General features: G+C 52.4%; 16 protein-coding genes and 1 pseudogene. 8 read left to right on the forward strand and 9 right to left on the reverse strand.

Translation table 11 applies throughout. The features are described 5' to 3' along the window. Window positions 1–212: 212 nt before the first annotated feature. From hofQ to hofM, 5 genes are read right to left on the reverse strand one after another with little or no spacing between them, the layout of a single operon-like run. Window positions 213–1,451 (reverse strand): DNA uptake porin HofQ, encoded by a 1,239-nt coding sequence (gene hofQ, locus A7Z29_RS11685; protein WP_085461333.1) that lies wholly within the window; start codon window positions 1,449–1,451, stop codon window positions 213–215. Then, window positions 1,363–1,767: a DUF2531 family protein gene (locus A7Z29_RS11690; protein WP_085461334.1), complete on the reverse strand. Its 405-nt coding sequence runs from the start codon at window positions 1,765–1,767 to the stop codon at window positions 1,363–1,365. Before A7Z29_RS11690 ends, hofQ begins: the two co-directional genes overlap by 89 nt. Further along, window positions 1,757–2,197 carry a DNA utilization protein HofO gene (gene hofO / locus A7Z29_RS11695; RefSeq protein WP_001093899.1) on the reverse strand — a complete coding sequence of 147 codons (441 nt, stop codon included), beginning with the start codon at window positions 2,195–2,197 and terminating at the stop codon, window positions 1,757–1,759. The genes A7Z29_RS11690 and hofO overlap by 11 nt, the downstream gene beginning before the upstream one ends. After that, window positions 2,181–2,720 (reverse strand): PilN domain-containing protein, encoded by a 540-nt coding sequence (locus A7Z29_RS11700; RefSeq protein WP_032226654.1) that lies wholly within the window; start codon window positions 2,718–2,720, stop codon window positions 2,181–2,183. The genes hofO and A7Z29_RS11700 overlap by 17 nt, the downstream gene beginning before the upstream one ends. Beyond that, a complete protein-coding gene (gene hofM, locus A7Z29_RS11705) occupies window positions 2,720–3,499 on the reverse strand; it encodes a DNA utilization protein HofM (RefSeq protein WP_105290267.1) in 780 nt (259 codons plus the stop codon). Before hofM ends, A7Z29_RS11700 begins: the two co-directional genes overlap by 1 nt. 119 nt (window positions 3,500–3,618) lie before the next feature. Here hofM and mrcA point away from each other — a divergent pair, with 119 nt between their 5' ends. Continuing rightward, a complete protein-coding gene (gene mrcA, locus A7Z29_RS11710; protein WP_010348371.1) occupies window positions 3,619–6,171 on the forward strand; it encodes a peptidoglycan glycosyltransferase/peptidoglycan DD-transpeptidase MrcA in 2,553 nt (850 codons plus the stop codon). Window positions 6,172–6,337: 166 nt separating this feature from the next. Here the strand turns inward: mrcA and nudE are convergent, their stop codons facing one another. Further along, entirely contained in the window at window positions 6,338–6,898 is a 561-nt protein-coding gene (gene nudE, locus A7Z29_RS11715; RefSeq protein ID WP_105290268.1) for an ADP compounds hydrolase NudE, read from the reverse strand. A gap of 321 nt (window positions 6,899–7,219) precedes the next feature. On the opposite strand from nudE, the gene igaA reads away from it, so the two are divergent. From igaA to hslO, 4 genes are all read left to right on the forward strand, one after another. Next, window positions 7,220–9,355 (forward strand): intracellular growth attenuator protein IgaA, encoded by a 2,136-nt coding sequence (gene igaA / locus A7Z29_RS11720; protein WP_000104495.1) that lies wholly within the window; start codon window positions 7,220–7,222, stop codon window positions 9,353–9,355. A gap of 64 nt (window positions 9,356–9,419) precedes the next feature. Then, on the forward strand, window positions 9,420–10,088 hold the full coding sequence (yrfG, locus tag A7Z29_RS11725; RefSeq protein WP_105290269.1) for a GMP/IMP nucleotidase: 669 nt from the start codon (window positions 9,420–9,422) through the stop codon (window positions 10,086–10,088). A gap of 10 nt (window positions 10,089–10,098) precedes the next feature. Next, window positions 10,099–10,500, forward strand: a complete 402-nt coding sequence (hslR, locus tag A7Z29_RS11730) for a ribosome-associated heat shock protein Hsp15 (RefSeq protein WP_105290270.1) — start codon at window positions 10,099–10,101, stop codon at window positions 10,498–10,500. Window positions 10,501–10,524: 24 nt separating this feature from the next. After that, window positions 10,525–11,403, forward strand: coding sequence for an Hsp33 family molecular chaperone HslO (gene hslO / locus A7Z29_RS11735; RefSeq protein ID WP_024165248.1), 879 nt, complete (start codon window positions 10,525–10,527; stop codon window positions 11,401–11,403). A gap of 143 nt (window positions 11,404–11,546) precedes the next feature. On the opposite strand, the pseudogene A7Z29_RS11740 reads toward hslO, so the two are convergent. Further along, a pseudogene (locus A7Z29_RS11740) lies at window positions 11,547–13,271 on the reverse strand (DUF4153 domain-containing protein). 376 nt (window positions 13,272–13,647) lie between these two features. Here A7Z29_RS11740 and pckA point away from each other — a divergent pair. Beyond that, the gene (gene pckA, locus A7Z29_RS11750) at window positions 13,648–15,270 is read left to right on the forward strand and encodes a phosphoenolpyruvate carboxykinase (ATP) (protein ID WP_001309803.1); all 1,623 of its coding nucleotides are present in this window, start codon (window positions 13,648–13,650) and stop codon (window positions 15,268–15,270) included. Between the two features lie 76 nt (window positions 15,271–15,346). Here pckA and envZ read toward each other — a convergent pair whose 3' ends face one another. Together envZ and ompR are read right to left on the reverse strand one after the other, a co-directional pair. After that, window positions 15,347–16,699, reverse strand: a complete 1,353-nt coding sequence (gene envZ, locus A7Z29_RS11755) for a two-component system sensor histidine kinase EnvZ (RefSeq protein ID WP_001253701.1) — start codon at window positions 16,697–16,699, stop codon at window positions 15,347–15,349. After that, window positions 16,696–17,415, reverse strand: coding sequence for an osmolarity response regulator transcription factor OmpR (ompR, locus tag A7Z29_RS11760; protein WP_001157751.1), 720 nt, complete (start codon window positions 17,413–17,415; stop codon window positions 16,696–16,698). Before ompR ends, envZ begins: the two co-directional genes overlap by 4 nt. Before the next feature lie 227 nt (window positions 17,416–17,642). On the opposite strand from ompR, the gene greB reads away from it, so the two are divergent. Both greB and A7Z29_RS11775 read left to right on the forward strand, forming a co-directional pair. Then, window positions 17,643–18,119 carry a transcription elongation factor GreB gene (gene greB, locus A7Z29_RS11770; RefSeq protein WP_000856744.1) on the forward strand — a complete coding sequence of 159 codons (477 nt, stop codon included), beginning with the start codon at window positions 17,643–17,645 and terminating at the stop codon, window positions 18,117–18,119. Between the two features lie 96 nt (window positions 18,120–18,215). Further along, window positions 18,216–20,537, forward strand: a complete 2,322-nt coding sequence (locus tag A7Z29_RS11775; RefSeq protein WP_000980771.1) for a Tex family protein — start codon at window positions 18,216–18,218, stop codon at window positions 20,535–20,537. Window positions 20,538–20,885: the final 348 nt, after the last annotated feature.

Genomic DNA, 20,885 nt, shown 5'->3' on the forward strand with positions numbered 1-20,885 from the left:
GCCTTGCTATCACCGCTCTGGCGATAAATCACCGGGTAAGATTAGCGTAAAAAAGACAGCAAAATGCCGCGTGAAAGATAAATCACCATCATAAAACGCAGGTAACAAAGAGCACCGACTCTCAAATCGGTACTCCTTGTATGCTAAATACCTGCGCACGTCAAATAGATGAAACATGTTCAGCATGAAAACATCGCCGTTTTTGCGGCAGTTTACTCACTGGAAACCAACCGTGGCGTGATAAATACCACTAACTCGCGTCGTTCATCTTCTTTTCCGTCATGACGAAATAATTGCCCGAACCAGGGGATGTCGCCCAACAGCGGTACGCTATCCTGACCCGATTTATTTTTACGGGTAAAAATACCACCCAGTGCCAGCGTTTCTCCGCTTTTTACTTCAACCTGCGTTTCGATCTCCTGCTTATCAATCGCCAGCACTTCGCCATCAGCTTGTTGTAGCACCTGTCCCGGAACGTTCTGGCTGATGTGTAATTTCAGTCGGATGCGACCTTTTTGTAACACCGTGGGCGTGACTTCCATTCCCAGTACGGCCTCTTTAAATTCCACCGACGTCGCGCCGCTTTCACCACTGGAAACCTGATACGGGATCTCGCTTCCCTGTTTAATGCTGGCAGGCTGGAGATGTGAGGCCAGCAGACGCGGGCTGGCGATAATATCCAGTTGCTGTTTTTGTTCGAGCGCGGAAAGCTCCAGATCCAGTAAACGCCCGTTGATGCGCCCAATGTTAAAACCGATATGCGTCGTTGCCGTTGCCACAGAGAGATCGCCGCCGAGCGTGGTCACTTGCCCAACGCCGCCAGTTTGTTGCGCATCGGCCAGCGTCCATTTCACCCCCAATTCCCGCAAACTTTTTTCATTAATGGTGACAATGTGCGCCAACAGTTCAACCTGCCCGACCGGCAAATCCATTTGCGCTACCCACTGCTCCAGTGCGCTTAACGCCGTTTTGTTATCACGCAGCAAAAGGCGATTAGTACGTTTATCGACAGTCATGCTGCCTTTGGCGCTAAGTAGCTTTTCTCCTGCTTTCGCCAGCTCTCCGGCGTCGGCGTATTGCAGAGTAATATTGCGATTTTCCAGCGGCAGATTTGCCTGCACCCGCGCCTGTTCAGCCTCCTGACGGGCGATATTGTCATTCTGCCAGGCAACGGAATGCACTGAAAGAATGTTGCCTTCCTGGCGCGTTATCAGCCCGGCGCTTTTCACTACGGTTTGTAGTGCCTGTTTCCAGGGAACGTCAGTGAGATGTAACGACACCGTACCATTGACGTCTGGCGAAACCACCAGGTTTAACTTCTCCTGTTCAGCCAGCGCCTGTAACACCTGAGCCACCGGAACGTCATCCACCATCAGCGTCACTTTTTGCGGCTTTGCCGCCTGTACGCTGGGTATCATCATCAACAGTAGTGCGGCTATCCATTGCTTCATTTTTATCTCCTTGCCGTTGCCACAACCACTGTGGCGGTTCGCAGTTTTTTCCAGTTCCCAGCGTTAATGTTTCTGGCGTCAGTTGTAAAATTGTCCAGCCATTCTCCAGCACATCGTTTTGCTCCACCCGTCGCCATTTTTTTTGCCCATCTTTTATTACGCCAATAACGCGCTCGCCTCGCCCTACCATCCCCTGATAACGCCACTGGGTAAGTTCGCTAATCCGGCATAGATCTTCCGGCGGCTTAAAAGGGTCACGCATACCGGTTAAAAGGCACAAGGCAATACCTGCCAACAACCCGCGTTTACCCCTCATGCGGCATCTCCAGTTGTAGCGTGAACAAAAGATCATCACCTTCCACGCTTAATGAAAAACGGCTCACGCTGACGTTGCGCTCTGCCAGCCGTGTAAATGCCGACGGCACCGCTTCCCAGAACGTTTTCAACGCCAACTCGCCTCCCTGAGCGGATGGATGCCAGTAAAGCAGTTGCGCGCCGGGCAACTGAAAATCCAGTGGCGAAAAGGACAGCGTTTTTTCTTCGCTGATGGGAGTGGTGTCTACCAGGCGATAAAGTGCAGTCCATTGCTGGTGATGACTTGCCCGCAGTCGAATTAATGCGTCACTCTCTTCCTGGTGTGCCGAGGAAAGAAAAATGAGCGTAACTAACATCAGCAACCAGACTGCCCAGCAAAACTGGCGGATACGGAGTGATGTCGCGAACCACCAGTCAAAGAGAGTGTTCATCGCTAACCGTCCTTGTTAACTGATACTCAAATTGCCAGCGTCCTTGTGCATCTTGCTGCGTGGCTCCACGCTGGTTGAGTTGAAAAGAAGTATCCTGGCGGAGTGCTTTTTCCAGTGCGTTTAACACAGTAATGTTCGTCGCAAGTCCCTTTACCTCCAGCGTTCCCTGCTGCCAGCGTATCGTTGTCAGCCAGGCATGTTCTGGTAAAAGTACCGCCAGTGACTCCAGCGCAAATTGCCAGTCGCGGGTAAATTGTCGCTGGCGCTGACGTTGCAAACGCTGTTCGCGTAATTGTTGGCGTTCCAGCAAACGTGGTTTACTGGTTTGTAGGGTGCTGGCGCGTTGTTGTTCCGCCTGAAGCAAAACAGCGTCAACGCGTACTTCAGCGTTGGTTGTCAAACGCAGCATGAGCGTTATCCCGACAGCCAGCAGCAGAGGAGCAACGAACATCAGCAACCAGAAGCGAAGAAAGGCCGTCCGGCGTTGCTCTCGCCAGGGCAAAAAATTGATTGGCGGATTCATCAGTACCTCTCCCCAAGCGCCAGCCCCAGCGCGATAGCAAAGTTTCCACCTGGTGGCGGTAGTGGCGGCTGACGCACAGAAACCGCATTCCAGGGGTCAAATCCGCCTTCGCCGCATATCGCGAGACTTTCAGAATTAATGGCTAACGTCGCGGCCAGTTCATTCGCGCTTGTCATCCCCACCGCCAGTTTGCGTCCCCAGCTATAACGCGTCGCCCATAACCACTGTTCGTTATCACGCCAGGCCAGACATTGCTGATGAGAAGGTAAAAAAGGCAGGAATCGCTGCAAAGCGCAGGCGTCTGGGGTAATCGCACTAACGTGAATACGCAATCTTTCTGCCAGGCTAAGCAGCGTTGCCAGCTCTTTGCTTTGCGCGGCGGTCACGTTATAAGCGGGACTCAGCGAATCTTCGCTGTAATCAAAGCGCAGGGAGTCCGGTTCCATATCCAGCTCGCGAGCCATCGAGCCTGTCAACCAGGCCATTTGCTCCCGTTCGCCCAGGGACATTGCCGGACGCGGAAATGCCCTTTGTAACGTTCGGCTAGCGGGAAATGCCAACATAATGTGATGACGGTGTGGCAGTTCACGACTCCACGGTAACAACGTTTTAGTCAGCCGTTCCGCGTCAATAATGCGCCCATCTTTGATAATGTCGGTCGCCAGCGGCAAACGCCACCAGCGTTGCAAAAAGCATTCTTTCGCGCCACGCACGATAGCAACCGCCACCGCTTCTTGCTGTTGTAAATGCAAACCAATTTGCCAGGTCTTAAATGCCATTGTGATGATCTCCTTATCCCCCGTCACTCTGACGGGTATATCAATGCGTCTGGCTTGCCTTTATACTACCGCGCGTTTGTTTATAAACTGCCCAAATGAAACTAAATGGGAAATTTCCAGTGAAGTTCGTAAAGTATTTATTGATCCTTGCAGTCTGTTGCATTCTGCTGGGAGCAGGCTCGATTTATGGCCTCTACCGCTACATCGAGCCACAACTGCCGGATGTGGCGACATTAAAAGATGTTCGCCTGCAAATTCCGATGCAGATTTACAGCGCCGATGGCGAGCTGATTGCTCAATACGGTGAAAAACGTCGTATTCCGGTTACATTGGATCAAATCCCGCCGGAGATGGTGAAAGCCTTTATTGCGACGGAAGACAGCCGCTTCTACGAGCATCACGGCGTTGACCCAGTGGGGATCTTCCGTGCGGCAAGCGTGGCGCTGTTCTCCGGTCACGCATCACAAGGGGCGAGCACCATCACCCAACAACTGGCGAGAAACTTCTTCCTGAGTCCAGAACGCACGCTAATGCGTAAAATTAAGGAAGTCTTCCTCGCAATTCGTATTGAACAATTGCTGACGAAAGACGAGATCCTCGAGCTTTATCTGAACAAGATTTACCTCGGTTACCGCGCCTATGGTGTCGGTGCTGCGGCACAAGTCTATTTCGGTAAAACGGTCGATCAACTGACACTGAACGAAATGGCGGTGATTGCCGGGCTGCCTAAAGCCCCTTCCACCTTCAACCCGCTCTATTCAATGGATCGAGCCGTCGCGCGGCGTAACGTCGTGCTGTCGCGAATGCTGGACGAAGGGTATATCACCCGACAGCAGCTCGATGAGACACGCACCGAAGCGATTAACGCCAACTATCACGCACCGGAGATCGCCTTCTCAGCGCCATATCTCACCGAAATGGTACGTCAGGAGATGTATAACCGTTACGGCGAAAACGCTTATGAAGACGGCTATCGCATTTACACTACCATTACCCGCAAAGTGCAGCAGGCCGCACAGCAAGCCGTGCGTAATAACGTACTGGACTACGACATGCGTCACGGCTATCGCGGCCCGGCCAATGTGCTGTGGAAAGTAGGTGAATCAGCGTGGGATGACAAAAAGATTACCGATACGCTGAAGGCGCTGCCAACCTATGGTCCGCTGCTACCTGCCGCAGTCACCCGCGCCAACCCGCAGGAAGCAACAGCAATGCTGGCGGACGGAACATCTGTGACGCTGCGTATGGAAGGGATTCGCTGGGCACGGCCTTATCGCTCCGATACTCAGCAGGGACCGACGCCGCGTAAAGTGACCGATGTTGTGCAAACAGGTCAGCAAATCTGGGTTCGCCAGGTGGGCGATGCCTGGTGGCTGGCACAGGTGCCGGAAGTGAACTCGGCGCTGGTATCGATCAATCCGCAAAACGGCGCAGTTATGGCGCTGGTCGGTGGTTTTGATTTCAATCAGAGCAAGTTTAACCGCGCCACCCAGGCGCTGCGTCAGGTGGGTTCGAATATCAAGCCGTTCCTCTACACCGCAGCGATGGATAAAGGTCTGACGCTGGCAAGTATGCTGAACGATGTGCCAATTTCCCGCTGGGACGCAGGCGCGGGTTCTGACTGGCAGCCGAAAAACTCACCTCCGCAGTACGCCGGTCCAATCCGTTTACGTCAGGGGCTGGGCCAGTCGAAAAACGTGGTAATGGTACGCGCAATGCGAGCAATGGGCGTGGACTATGCCGCAGAGTATTTGCAACGCTTCGGCTTCCCGGCACAAAATATTGTTCACACTGAATCGCTGGCACTGGGTTCCGCTTCCTTCACGCCGTTACAGGTGGCGCGCGGGTACGCAGTGATGGCTAATGGTGGCTTCCTGGTCGACCCCTGGTTTATCAGCAAAATTGAAAACGACCAGGGCGGCGTGATTTTCGAAGCGAAACCGAAAGTAGCCTGCCCGGAATGTGATATTCCGGTGATTTACGGTGATACGCAAAAATCGAACGTGCTGGAAAACAGCGACGTTGAAGACGTGGCTATCTCTCGCGAACAGCAGAATGTTTCTGTGCCAATGCCACAACTGGAGCAGGCTAATCAGGCATTAGTGGCGAAGACTGGTGCGCCAGAATACGCACCACACGTCATCAGCACACCGCTGGCGTTCCTGATTAAGAGCGCCCTGAACACCAATATCTTTGGTGAACCTGGCTGGCAGGGCACTGGCTGGCGCGCAGGTCGTGATTTGCAACGTCATGATATCGGCGGGAAAACCGGGACGACCAACAGTTCGAAAGATGCGTGGTTTTCGGGTTACGGTCCGGGCGTTGTGACCTCGGTATGGATTGGCTTTGATGATCACCGCCGTAATCTCGGTCACACTACGGCTTCCGGGGCGATAAAAGATCAGATCTCCGGTTATGAAGGTGGTGCAAAGAGCGCCCAGCCAGCCTGGGATGCTTATATGAAAGCCGTGCTGGAAGGTGTACCGGAACAACCGCTGACGCCGCCGCCGGGTATTGTGACGGTGAATATCGATCGCAGCACCGGGCAACTGGCCAACGGTGGTAACAGCCGCGAAGAGTATTTCATCGAAGGTACGCAGCCTACACAGCAAGCGGTACGCGAGGTAGGGACAACCATTATCGATAATGGTGAGGCTCAGGAATTGTTCTGATTAAAAAGGCGCTTCGGCGCCTTTTCAGTTTGCAGACAAAGTGCACGTTGTTCATGCTGGATGCGGCGTGAACGCCTTATCCAGCCAACAAAATCGTCGAAACTCAATACATTGCAGGAACCACGTAGGCCTGATAAGCGTAGCGCATCAGGCAAGCTCCACGTATTTACAACCGCCCCTGCCCCTTCAACCACTCGCGCACCAGGAACAACGCGCTGACATTACGCGCTTCGTTGAAGTCAGGATCTTCGAGCAAATCCATCATATGTGTCAGTGGCCAGCGCACCTGAGGTAGTGGCTCTGGTTCATCGCCTTCCAGCGATTCAGGGTAGAGATCTTGCGCCACCACGATATTCATTTTGCTGGAAAAGTAAGACGGTGCCATGCTGAGTTTCTTCAAAAAAGTCAGATCCTTTGCGCCAAATCCCACTTCTTCTTTGAGTTCGCGGTTTGCTGCTTCATAAACACTTTCACCGGGATCAATTAATCCTTTCGAAAAACCTAATTCGTAGGATTCAGTTCCCACCGCGTATTCGCGGATCAAAATCAGGTGATCGTCCACAATCGGCACAATCATCACTGCTTCCCGGTTGGTTGGACGCATTCGTTCATAAACACGCCGCACGCCGTTGCTGAACTCCAGATCCACGCTTTCGATGGTAAACAATCGGGAACGGGCTACGGTTTCAACATTCAGAATGGTGGGTTTTTGTAATGATTTGCTCATCGTGGAATCTATGCTGTGAAATCAGCAGTTATTGTGCGATATCGGACACGCATTCGGCAATGTGAATTGCATGTTATTTACATTTACGCAACTTAATAAATAATCATTCTCAAATCAAATTAAAAGTCAATAGGTTGAAATAACTCCAGGAATTTGCTGATATTCCGCCCTCAGAGGGTTTGCTATGATCACCGGTTACTGGGATGCGCTTAATGATGCTCAAGTTCAACTCCACGCTTGCCGATAGCCAACCGCAGGATCCTATATTGTGTCCAGGATGCGACTAATCACACCTGACAAATTAAGTAAGATGGGGAAAGCATGAGCACCATTGTAATTTTTATAGCTGCTTTGCTGGCCTGCTCACTACTTGCGGGATGGCTGATAAAAGTGCGCTCCAGGCGGCGTCAACTGCCCTGGACTAACGCCTTCGCTGATGCGCAAACGCGCAAACTCATGCCTGAAGAACGTAACGCCGTTGAAAATTATCTCGACAGCCTGACGCAGGTTTTGCAGGTTCCTGGTCCGACGGGCGCCAGCACGGCCCCCGTATCACTGACGCTGAACGCGGAAAGCAACAACGTCATGATGCTGACACATGCCATCACGCGTTATGGCATTTCAACCGACGATCCTAACAAATGGCGTTATTATCTCGATTCGGTGGAAGTCCACCTGCCCCCGTTCTGGGAGCAGTACATCAACGATGAAAATAGCGTTGAACTGATCCATACCGATTCGCTGCCGCTGGTTATTTCTCTCAACGGTCATACGCTGCAAGAGTACATTCAGGAAACTCGTGGCTATGCGTTGCAGCCTGTTCCGTCAACGCAGGCGTCGATTCGCGGCGAAGAAAGCGAACAAATCGAACTGCTCAATATTCGCAAAGAAACACACGAAGAGTATGCGCTTAGTCGGCCGCGCGGGCTGCGCGAAGCGTTGCTGATTGTCGCCTCCTTCCTGATGTTCTTTTTCTGCCTGATTACTCCGGATGTATTTGTCCCGTGGCTGGCTGGCGGCGCGTTACTGCTGTTGGGCGCAGGTCTGTGGGGGCTATTTGCGCCACCGGCAAAATCATCCCTGCGGGAGATCCACTGTCTGCGTGGTACGCCGCGTCGTTGGGGATTGTTTGGTGAAAACGATCAGGAACAGATCAACAATATTTCGCTCGGTATTATCGACCTGGTCTATCCCGCGCACTGGCAGCCTTATATTGCGCAGGATCTGGGGCAGCAAACGGATATCGATATCTATCTTGATCGGCACGTGGTACGTCAGGGACGCTATCTTTCACTGCATGACGAAGTGAAAAACTTCCCGCTGCAACACTGGCTACGCAGTACGATTATCGCGGCGGGTTCTCTGCTGGTGCTGTTTATGCTGCTGTTCTGGGTTCCGCTGGATATGCCGCTGAAATTCACCCTCTCGTGGATGAAAGGCGCGCAGACCATTGAAGCCACCAGCGTTAAACAACTGGCAGATGCCGGAGTACGTGTAGGCGATACCTTACGTCTTAGCGGTACAGGGATGTGTAATATCCGCACTTCTGGCACCTGGAGCGCGAAAACCAATTCACCGTTTTTGCCATTTGACTGCTCGCAGATCATCTGGAATGACGCCCGTTCATTGCCATTACCGGAATCTGAACTGGTCAACAAGGCCACGGCACTGACCGAGGCAGTAAACCGCCAGTTGCACCCGAAACCGGATGATGAATCTCGCGTCAGCGCCACATTGCGTTCAGCAATTCAGAAATCCGGCATGGTACTGCTCGATGACTTTGGCGACATCGTGCTGAAAACCGCCGATCTCTGTGCCGCCAAAGATGATTGTGTTCGGTTGAAAAATGCGCTGGTGAATCTCGGCAACAGTAAGGACTGGGACGCACTGGTAAAACGCGCTAACGCTGGAAAACTCGACGGCGTGAATGTGTTACTCCGCCCGGTGAGCGCAGAATCACTCGATAACCTGGTGGAAACCTCCACAGCACCATTCATTACTCATGAAACGGCGCGAGCCGCGCAATCACTGAATAGCCCGGCACCGGGAGGATTCCTGATTGTCAGCGACGAAGGCAGCGATTTTGTTGATCAGCCCTGGCCTTCGGCATCACTTTACGACTACCCGCCGCAAGAACAGTGGAACGCTTTCCAGAAACTGGCGCAAATGCTGATGCATACACCGTTTAACGCCGAAGGCATCGTCACCAATATTTTTACCGATGCCAACGGCACGCAGCATATCGGCTTGCACCCCATCCCGGATCGCTCCGGCCTGTGGCGCTATCTGGGCACGACATTGCTGTTGCTGACGATGCTGGGCAGTGCCATCTATAATGGCGTACAGGCCTGGCGTCGTTATCACCGTCATCGTACTCGCATGATGGAAATTCAGGCCTATTATGAAAGCTGCCTGAATCCACAACTGATCACCCCTTCAGAAAGCCTTATCGAATAACACGTTTGCGCGGCAGGTTATGCTACCCTGTCGCGCAAATGGCTTCACTCTGGAGATTTCCCTCATGCATATCAACATTGCCTGGCAGGACGTAGATACCGTTCTGCTGGATATGGACGGCACGTTGCTCGACCTCGCCTTCGATAACTATTTCTGGCAAAAGCTGGTGCCTGAAACCTGGGGCGCGAAAAACGGGGTCACGCCACAGGAAGCGATGGAATATATGCGCCAGCAATATCACGACGTGCAGCATACGCTAAACTGGTACTGTCTTGATTACTGGAGTGAACAACTGGGTCTGGATATCTGTGCGATGACCACCGAGATGGGACCGCGCGCCGTACTGCGTGAAGATACCATTCCGTTTCTTGAGGCACTTAAAGCCAGCGGTAAGCAGCGAATTTTGCTCACCAATGCGCATCCGCACAACCTGGCGGTAAAACTTGAGCATACCGGTCTGGACGCACACCTTGATTTATTACTTTCCACCCACACATTTGGTTATCCGAAAGAGGATCAGCGGTTATGGCATGCGGTGGCCAAAGCTACGGGTCTGAAAGCTGAAAGAACGCTGTTTATTGATGACAGCGAAGCGATTCTCGATGCTGCCGCGCAATTTGGTATTCGTTACTGCCTCGGTGTGACTAATCCTGACTCAGGGATTGCCGAGAAACAGTATCAACGCCATCCGTCACTGAATGACTACCGCCGCCTGATCCCCTCGCTAATGTGAAGGAGACGCCATGAAAGAAAAACCTGCTGTTGAGGTTCGACTGGATAAATGGCTATGGGCCGCCCGTTTTTACAAAACCCGCGCGCTGGCTCGTGAAATGATCGAAGGCGGTAAGGTGCATTACAACGGGCAGCGCAGCAAGCCGAGTAAAGTCGTCGAACTGAATGCCACGCTCACTCTGCGCCAGGGAAATGACGAACGAACGGTGATTGTAAAGGCGATTACTGAACAGCGTCGCCCCGCCAGCGAGGCAGTCTTGCTGTATGAAGAGACTGCGGAAAGTGTAGAGAAACGCGAAAAAATGGCGCTGACACGTAAACTTAATGCCTTAACCATGCCGCACCCGGATCGACGCCCGGACAAAAAAGAGCGCCGCGACCTGTTACGATTTAAACACGGCGACAGTGAATAACTGTCACCTGCAAGAGAGATGATTATGCCGCAACATGACCAATTACATCGCTATCTGTTTGAAAACTTTGCCGTGCGCGGCGAACTGGTAACCGTTTCGGAAACCCTGCAACAAATCCTTGAGAATCACGATTATCCGCAGCCCGTTAAAAACGTGCTGGCAGAACTGCTGGTTGCGACCAGCCTGTTAACCGCTACGCTGAAGTTTGATGGTGATATCACCGTACAGCTGCAAGGCGACGGTCCGATGAATCTGGCGGTTATCAACGGTAACAACAACCAGCAGATGCGCGGCGTGGCGCGCGTACAGGGCGAAATTCCGGAAAATGCCGACCTGAAAACGCTGGTCGGTAATGGTTATGTGGTGATCACCATTACCCCGAGCGAAGGCGAACGCTATCAGGGCGTGGTTGGTCTGGAAGGTGATACCCTGGCGGCCTGCCTGGAAGATTACTTTATGCGTTCTGAACAGCTTCCGACGCGCCTGTTTATTCGCACCGGCAACGTAGATGGTAAGCCCGCCGCTGGCGGTATGTTGTTACAGGTAATGCCTGCGCAAAATGCCCAGCAGGACGACTTCGACCACCTGGCGACGCTAACTGAAACCATCAAAACCGAAGAGTTGCTGACCTTACCGGCAAACGAAGTGTTGTGGCGTTTGTATCACGAAGAAGAGGTGACGGTTTACGATCCGCAGGATGTGGAGTTCAAATGCACCTGCTCACGTGAACGTTGCGCCGATGCGCTGAAAACGCTGCCGGATGAAGAAGTGGATAGCATCCTGGCGGAAGATGGCGAAATTGACATGCATTGTGATTACTGCGGTAACCACTATCTGTTCAATGCGATGGATATTGCCGAGATCCGCAACAACGCGTCTCCGGCAGATCCGCAGGTTCATTAATTAGTTTTTCCGGCAGAGATAACTCTGCCGGATTTCATGACGAAATTGCCTGATGCGCTGCGTTTATCAGGCCTACGGTATAAATCGCAAGTTATTGTGGGTCAGCTAAGGCGCCGCATCTGACAAAAATCAGATGCGCGTTGTCACTCATTCAGATTCACCTCCAGCGTTTCACCATCCACCGTAAGATTGCGCCACGTTTTAGGCTTCGTTCCCAGTTTTCTTTCCTTCGCGGCAGTGAGTAATTTCTCTTTCGTTATTTCGCGCGGAAGTAAACTCATCGTGAGCTCTTGCCATTCTTTCCCGGTGGGGTCAATGCCATAGACGATGACTCTTTCATCATTAAAGGCAAACAGGAGCCGCTCCGTCTGACCATCACTATTTAGATCTCTCTCGACCAGTACGCAAGCATCCTTTTCAATACAGGTCATCACGTTATAGCGTTCTTTGATTAAGGCCGACCAGAATGTCGCATCCGGTTTGCCAGAACCAGGGGCAATTAACACGTTATCGGCTAATGCTTTTTCCGATACCTGCAGCTGAAGATGTTGCTTCCCATCAAACGCCATCAGCAGATCCCGTCTGCGTTTCGGGTCTTTCATATACTCGGTATCGCTTTTCAGCGACTCAAGCGCCGCACGGCCATAGCGACCGCTCTGTTCGAGCATGTAGATACTTACCTGGTCTGGCGTGTTTTTTCCGCTCTGATAACGTGCCATATGACTGTTCACGCTAATGCGCATACTGTCCAGTACCGGCGAATTAAGAAGCACCAGTATCACCAGCACCAATAACGAAACCGCAAGGTTCACTTTGCCCTGAAGAACAAGGGGATTTTGCCCTTTACGCCAGACAATACTGACAAAATATCCCAGAGACCAAACCAGTAACACCGCCACAGCCAACACGCCATGCAAGCGTTCGGCAGTCCAGCCGTACTGCGCGACCCGCAGCCATAACGCCCAGGCGGCGACGAACACATACAATGGGGCGACCAGCAGAGCGGTTTGAATCAGGCAACGCAACGGCCCCGTCCAGGGAAGTGACGCTTTTTGCGGATCGCCGACAATGGACATTAAGAGCAATTGCAAAAAGGTCAGCGTCAAAAGCAACCCGGCAGCGGAAATGTGGCGAGAAATCGCGTTCAGGCCCGCAAACGGCAGGGTGATAATAAACATCAGGGTTAGCAATGATACTAACGGCAGCAACCCCGTGGCGATTAACGTGAACAGCTTTTGAATGGAGTCGATTAAACGCAACTGTGTCCGCGCGAGGATCACCGCCAGTGCGGTAACCAGACCTGACGTAAGGTAAATAAACCAGTCGGTTGCAAAAAAGAGCGTTTTGAAAAACGTGATGCCAACGAGTTTAAATAACTCACTCCACAGTAAAAGCACCAGCCACGTCAGGCCATTGGTGATAAAAATCACCAATAATATAAGTACGTTATGCCATACCGACTGGTAAAAATAGCTATAGCGGGTACTGTCATTACGCTCACGCAGACTCTGTTGTATCCACGGCAGCAACATCATTCCCATCAGCAGCAGATAACACCCAAAATCCCAAAGCGCCTTTTCCGCTCTCTAGGGACTCATGCCATCAATTTGCCACTTCAGCCAGCCGCTCATCCCAAGAGTGGCAATCAACACTATCGCCAGCCATCCCCAAAGTCGCTTCTGTTTGAAGGACACTACAGAAAATAACAAAACGGATGAAAGCGCCACGGTCGCAGGTACGCCATACACTATCCAACTGTTATTTTTACCAGCGAGCCAGGAGATCAGCAGGTAGCAAACTAATCCCTGGAGTAATCCGGTAACAACCATTCCCCTGCGTGTTGCGGGTGAAAGCTCAACGTTTTCCATGTTGGTTATCCAGAATCAAAAGGAGAGGTAATTATCGCATCCAGGCTGGACTAATTTGTTTTTCTCAGAAAGTAATCAAAAAAAGTTAGCGTGGTGAATCGATACTTTACTCGTTGAATTTGCATCAATTTCACTCAGGAATGCGATTACACTCGCAACATTCTCGCCATATAAACCAAGTTTTAACCTTTTAAGAACATTTTCCACACCTAAAATGCTATTTCTGCGATAATAGCTACCGTTTCGTGACAGGAATCACGGAGTTTTGTCAAATATGAATTTCTCCAGATACGTAAATCTATGAGCCTTGTCGCGGTTAACACCCCCAAAAAGACTTTACTATTCAGGCAATACATATTGGCTAAGGAGCAGTGAAATGCGCGTTAACAATGGTTTGACCCCGCAAGAACTCGAGGCTTATGGTATCAGTGACGTACATGATATCGTTTACAACCCAAGCTACGACCTGCTGTATCAGGAAGAGCTCGATCCGAGCCTGACCGGTTATGAGCGCGGGGTGTTAACTAATCTGGGCGCCGTTGCCGTCGATACCGGAATCTTCACCGGCCGTTCACCAAAAGATAAGTATATCGTCCGTGACGATACCACTCGCGATACCTTCTGGTGGGCAGACAAAGGCAAAGGTAAGAACGACAACAAACCTCTCTCCCCTGAAACCTGGCAACATCTGAAAGGCCTGGTAACCAAACAGCTTTCCGGCAAACGTCTGTTCGTTGTAGACGCATTCTGTGGCGCTAACCCGGACACACGTCTTTCCGTCCGGTTCATCACCGAAGTGGCCTGGCAGGCGCATTTCGTCAAAAACATGTTTATTCGCCCAAGCGATGAAGAGCTGGCAGGTTTCAAACCTGATTTTATCGTCATGAACGGCGCGAAGTGCACCAATCCGCAGTGGAAAGAACAGGGCCTGAACTCTGAAAACTTCGTCGCGTTTAACCTGACTGAGCGTATGCAGTTAATTGGCGGCACCTGGTACGGCGGCGAAATGAAGAAAGGGATGTTCTCGATGATGAACTACCTGCTGCCGCTGAAAGGCATTGCCTCCATGCACTGCTCCGCCAACGTTGGCGAGAAAGGCGACGTTGCAGTGTTCTTCGGCCTTTCTGGCACGGGTAAAACCACCCTTTCCACCGACCCGAAACGCCGTCTGATTGGCGATGACGAACACGGCTGGGACGATGACGGCGTGTTTAACTTCGAAGGCGGCTGCTACGCGAAAACCATCAAGCTGTCGAAAGAAGCGGAACCCGAAATCTACAACGCTATCCGTCGCGATGCGCTGCTGGAAAACGTCACCGTGCGTGAAGATGGCACTATCGACTTTGACGATGGTTCAAAAACCGAGAACACCCGCGTTTCTTATCCGATCTATCACATCGAAAACATCGTTAAGCCGGTCTCCAAAGCAGGCCACGCAACTAAAGTTATCTTCCTGACCGCAGATGCTTTCGGCGTATTGCCGCCGGTTTCTCGTCTGACTGCCGATCAAACTCAGTACCACTTCCTCTCTGGCTTCACCGCCAAACTGGCCGGTACTGAACGCGGCATCACCGAACCGACGCCAACCTTCTCCGCCTGCTTCGGCGCGGCGTTCCTGTCGCTGCACCCGACTCAGTACGCAGAAGTGCTGGTGAAACGTATGCAGGCGGCGGGCGCGCAGGCGTATCTGGTTAACACCGGCTGGAACGGCACTGGCAAACGTATCTCCATTAAAGATACCCGCGCCATTATCGACGCTATTCTGAATGGTTCGCTGGATAACGCAGAAACCTTCACTCTGCCGATGTTTAACCTGGCGATCCCGACAGAACTGCCGGGCGTTGACACGAAGATCCTCGATCCGCGTAACACTTACGCCTCTCCGGAACAATGGCAGGAAAAAGCTGAAACGCTGGCGAAACTGTTTATCGACAACTTCGATAAATATACCGACACCCCTGCGGGTGCTGCGCTGGTAGCGGCTGGTCCGAAGCTGTAATGGTTTGAAGCTGGAGAATATCTATCCAGTATCTTATAGAAAGCAAAACGGGAGGCACCTTCGCCTCCCGTTTTATTTACCCTTCTTTTGTCGCACCCTGCGCCCGCGTTACCGGCAATGGCAGCCAGGCGCGAATGGAAAGCCCGCCCCGCTCGCTGGTGCCAAGTTCCAGCATCCCGTTATGATTATCGATAATCCGCTGCACAATCGCCAGCCCTAAGCCAGTGCCACTGATAGTGCGCGCGCTGTCACCACGGACAAATGGCTGGAACAGGTGCTTACGCTGCTCCGGTTCAATCCCTGGGCCGTCATCTTCCACCTGGAACCAGGCGCGATTCGGCTCCGTTCCACTGCTGACTTTAATCCAGCCATTGCCGTAGCGGGCGGCGTTCACTACCATATTCGCCACCGCGCGTTTGATCGACAGAGGGTGCATTTTCACCTCAATGCTGCCCGGCTCAAGCGCGGTATCAATTTCCCGCTCATAGCCACTTTCGGCGGCAATCACCTCACCAAGCACAGCGTTAAGATCCGCCAGTTCCATCGGCATCTCCTGCCCGGTGCGCAAGTAGTCGATAAATTGCTCAATGATGGCGTTGCACTCTTCGATATCTTTATTGATCGATTCTGCCAGGTAGCCATCCTGCTCGCTCATCATCTCAGTCGCCAGGCGAATACGCGTCAGCGGCGTGCGCAGGTCGTGGCTTACCCCTGCCATCAGCAATGTGCGATCATCTGCCAGTTGCTTAACGCCTGCCGCCATATGGTTGAAGGCGCGGGTAACCGAACGCACCTCCGAAGCGCCATATTCACGCAGCGGCGGCGGAATAATCCCCTTACCCACCTGCAAAGCAGCATGTTCGAGATCGACTAAGGGTCGGTTCTGAATACGAATAAATAGCCACGCGCCGCCTATTGCTAACAGCATTATCGCCAGCGTATAGCGGAACAGCGGGGAGAAATCGCCCTGATGAATTTCGGTCAGCGGCACACGTACCCAGATATTGGGCGACAGCCAGGTTTTCAGCCAGACGACAGGCGAACTTTTGTTGACCTCGACGCGGACTTCCGTCGGGCCGCCAAGCTGCTGCGCCATCTGATGGCTTAAGAATTCGTAATGTTGCGCCCAACGCAGCCCGGCCTCTTCAGCGGCTTCATTGGAGTAGAGAGAGATCCCCAGCTCACGGTAGATCTCCCGACGGAAAGCGGGAGGCACAACCAACTGCGTGCCGTCCTCCAGTTGCAGTTTGTCGGTCATCAGCATACGCACTTCGTAAGCGAGGACTTTATTAAACTGCTGGAGGCTCGGCAAAATCGCGAAGTTCAGCACCACCAGATAAGTCGTCACCAGGCTGACAAACAGCAAGGTGACGATGAGCAATAACGTGCGGGCAAATGAACTTCGTGGCGAGAAGCGCAATCGCCTCATGCTTTAGAACCGTCCGGCACGAAGACGTAGCCCAGACCCCAGACGGTCTGAATGTAACGTGGATGTGCCGGATCTTCTTCCACCATGCGGCGCAGACGCGAGATCTGCACGTCGATGGAGCGTTCCATTGCAGAATATTCACGGCCACGGGCAAGGTTCATCAGCTTATCGCGGGACAGCGGCTCACGCGGATGGCTGACCAGCGCCTTCAGTACCGCAAATTCACCACTGGTGAGCGGCATCGGCTCATCTTCGCGGAACATTTCACGCGTACCGAGGTTTAGTTTGAACTTACCAAAAGCAATTACTGCTTCTTCCTGTGACGGCGCGCCCGGCAGTTCGTTCGCCTGACGACGCAGCACTGCACGAATACGAGCCAGCAGCTCGCGCGGGTTAAACGGTTTTGGAATATAGTCGTCAGCGCCAATCTCCAGGCCAACGATACGGTCTACTTCTTCCCCTTTCGCCGTCACCATAATGATCGGCATCGGGTTACTCTGGCTACGAAGACGTCGGCAAATCGACAAGCCATCTTCACCAGGTAACATCAAATCCAGTACCATAAGATGGAAAGATTCACGAGTCAGCAGGCGATCCATCTGTTCTGCATTAGCGACGCTTCGAACCTGGAAGCCTTGTTCGGTGAGATAACGCTCCAGCAGCGCGCGCAGGCGCATGTCGTCATCGACCACCAGAATCTTGTAGTTCTCTTGCATTCTTTGTACTCCCAAAGGTTCGCAACAATTTGTAAGCGTGTATTCTTAAAAAAGCTTACGTTCGTCACCAGCAAAATCTGGTATGAATTTCAGCCTAAATTGTTACAAAGCATATTAAACAGCAGCTTAAGTATACAATTTATTCGGCGAAACATTATTGATTCTGTTGATATGATCACGTTATACCCAATGTGCGCATTATCAAACAGACAAAGGGAATCAACGAGATGAAAACGCCCCTGGTTACCCGGGAAGGGTATGAAAAACTCAAACAAGAGCTAAATTATCTCTGGCGTGAAGAACGCCCGGAGGTCACAAAAAAGGTGACCTGGGCTGCAAGTCTGGGCGACCGCAGTGAAAATGCTGACTATCAGTATAATAAAAAGCGCCTGCGTGAAATCGACCGTCGCGTGCGCTATCTCACTAAATGCATGGAAAATCTCAAAATCGTCGATTATTCCCCGCAGCAGGAAGGCAAGGTCTTCTTTGGCGCTTGGGTAGAGATTGAAAACGACGATGGCGTGACTCACCGTTTTAGAATTGTCGGCTACGATGAAATTTTTGGTCGTAAAGATTACATCTCTATCGATTCCCCGATGGCTCGCGCATTGCTGAAAAAAGAAGTGGGCGATCTGGCGGTGGTGAATACGCCTGCCGGGGAAGCGAGCTGGTATGTTAATGCCATCGAGTACGTGAAACCGTAAGGAAGAGTCTTAACCTCCAGCCTTTGGCTGGCATTTTTGCCAGCCAGTCCGTATAACTATCCCCTGATTTTTGATCCGAAAAGATGAACTCAAACCATGATGAATGATTCGTTCTGCCGCATTATTGCGGGTGAAATTCAGGCGCGCCCGGAACAGGTTGAAGCCGCCGTTCGCCTGCTTGACGAAGGGAATACCGTGCCGTTTATCGCACGTTATCGTAAGGAAATCACCGGCGGTCTGGATGACACGCAGTTGCGTAATCTGGAAACGCGTCTGAGCTACCTGCGCGAGCTGGAAGAGAGACGTCAGGCGATCCTCAAGTCCATTTCTGAGCAAGGTAAACTCACCGATGAGCTGGCGAATGCCATCAACGCCACCTTAAGCAAAACCGAACTCGAAGACCTCTATCTGCCCTACAAACCTAAACGTCGCACCCGTGGGCAAATCGCCATTGAAGCAGGTCTTGAGCCGTTGGCTGACCTGCTGTGGAACGATCCGTCACATACGCCGGAAGTCGCCGCCGCACAATATGTTGATGCCGATAAAGGCGTGGCAGATACCAAAGCCGCGCTGGACGGCGCGCGCTACATTCTGATGGAACGTTTTGCCGAAGATGCCGCTCTCCTGGCGAAAGTCCGTGATTATCTGTGGAAGAACGCGCATTTGGTTTCTACGGTGGTGAGCGGTAAAGAAGAGGAAGGGGCAAAATTCCGCGACTATTTCGATCATCACGAACCGCTGTCAACGGTGCCTTCTCACCGCGCACTGGCGATGTTCCGTGGTCGTAACGAAGGCATACTCCAGCTTTCGCTGAATGCCGATCCACAGTTCGATGAGCCGCCGAAAGAGAGCTATTGCGAGCAAATCATCATGGATCATCTCGGCCTGCGCCTGAACAATGCCCAGGCGGATAGCTGGCGTAAAGGCGTGGTGAGCTGGACGTGGCGCATCAAGGTACTGATGCACCTGGAAACCGAACTGATGGGCACCGTGCGCGAACGTGCGGAAGATGAAGCGATTAACGTCTTTGCCCGTAACCTGCACGATCTGCTGATGGCAGCCCCCGCTGGACTGCGTGCGACGATGGGGCTCGATCCGGGTCTGCGCACCGGGGTAAAAGTCGCGGTGGTCGATGCAACTGGCAAGCTGGTGGCGACCGACACCATTTATCCGCACACCGGGCAAGCCGCAAAAGCAGCGATGACCGTTGCTGCGCTGTGTGAAAAACATAACGTTGAACTGGTAGCAATTGGTAACGGTACGGCTTCCCGCGAAACCGAGCGTTTCTATCTCGACGTACAGAAGCAGTTCCCGAAAGTAACGGCGCAGAAAGTGATCGTCAGCGAAGCAGGCGCATCGGTTTACTCGGCTTCCGAGCTGGCAGCGCAGGAGTTCCCGGAGCTCGATGTTTCGCTGCGTGGCGCAGTGTCTATCGCCCGTCGTTTGCAGGATCCGCTGGCAGAACTGGTGAAAATCGATCCGAAATCTATCGGCGTGGGTCAGTATCAGCATGATGTTAGCCAGACGCAGCTGGCTCGCAAACTGGACGCAGTGGTGGAAGACTGCGTTAACGCCGTTGGCGTTGATCTCAACACCGCTTCCGTTCCGCTGTTAACCCGCGTGGCGGGTCTGACGCGCATGATGGCGCAAAACATAGTTGCCTGGCGTGACGAGAACGGTCAGTTCCAGAACCGTCAGCAACTGTTAAAAGTGAGCCGATTGGGGCCAAAAGCCTTTGAGCAGTGCGCGGGTTTCCTGCGTATTAACCACGGTGATAACCCGCTTGACGCTTCTACCGTTCACCCGGAAGCCTATCCGGTGGTTGAACGTATTCTGGCGGCAACACAGCAGGCGCTGAAAGATCTGATGGGTAACAGCAGCGAACTGCGTAACCTGAAAGCCTCTGACTTTACCGATGAGAAATTCGGTGTGCCGACGGTAACCGACATCATCAAAGAGCTGGAAAAACCGGGCCGCGACCCGCGTCCGGAATTTAAAACCGCTCAGTTTGCCGATGGCGTCGAGACAATGAACGATCTGCAACCGGGCATGATCCTCGAAGGCGCAGTCACCAACGTCACTAACTTTGGCGCGTTTGTCGATATTGGCGTGCATCAGGACGGCCTGGTTCACATCTCTTCATTGTCGAACAAGTTTGTGGAAGATCCGCACACCGTGGTGAAAGCGGGCGACATTGTGAAGGTGAAAGTGCTGGAAGTGGATCTTCAGCGTAAACGTATCGCCCTGACCATGCGTCTGGATGAGCAGCCAGGTGAAACCAACGCCCGTCGCGGCAGCGGTAACGATCGCCCGCAAAACAACCGCCCGGCAGCCAAACCGCGCGGTCGTGAAGCGCAGACAGCCGGTAACAGTGCGATGATGGATGCGCTGGCAGCAGCAATGGGTAAAAAGCGTTAAACACTATGACTGGCCTACGGTTCAGCTTTGCACGGGTTCGTAGGCCAGATAAGGCGTTCACGCCGCATCTGGCAATAAACGCCTTAACTGACATAAAAGTGCCGGAGAACATCTCCGGCATTTGAGATTGCTGACAAACTCGCTTACGGGTCAAAACAGGCACAACTTTCCCCCCTCTCCCTAGCCCTCTCCCCGATGGGGCGAGGGGACCGTCCGTGCACTTGCCTGGCTCCGGTATTTTTATTCCACAGCCAAAACCACAATATATTCCGCTAATATTTATCACATCATTAACAATTAAAACCTTAATTAAACATCAAGCCGCCCTAATAATTCATCACTCGAATT

The sequence above is a fragment of the Escherichia sp. MOD1-EC6842 genome, assembly GCF_002965705.1.
Taxonomy (GTDB): domain Bacteria; phylum Pseudomonadota; class Gammaproteobacteria; order Enterobacterales; family Enterobacteriaceae; genus Escherichia; species Escherichia ruysiae.